The following is a 240-nucleotide window of genomic DNA, read 5'->3' as shown; positions in this document are numbered from 1 at the left end:
ACCCCCGACCGCGAGGGCATCATCGACGCCGTCGACGACTGGCTCGAAGACCCGGCGGCCGTCATGGCTGACTCCGACCAGCTCCTCGCACAGCGCGCCGAGCAGGCCAGCGCCGACATGCGCGAGCTCATCGAGGCCCTGACAGGCGAAATCAGCCAGGTCGATAACCTTGTGACCCGCCCGGGAGTGCCCGCCACCGAGCTACCGGCACCCGTCGTCGATGCGCCCGAGGCCTCCGCC

The 240-nt window shown here is 70.8% G+C and carries 1 pseudogene; it reads left to right on the top strand.

The annotated features are described in order from the left end of the window. A pseudogene (locus QP415_RS12785) lies at positions 1 to 240 on the top strand (2-amino-4-hydroxy-6-hydroxymethyldihydropteridine diphosphokinase); the annotation flags it as partial.

This window comes from Pauljensenia sp. UMB3104 (genome assembly GCF_030217285.1).
GTDB lineage: Bacteria > Actinomycetota > Actinomycetes > Actinomycetales > Actinomycetaceae > Pauljensenia.
The sequence above is the reverse complement of the archived record's forward strand: the minus strand, read 5'-3'. Positions and strand labels throughout refer to the sequence as shown.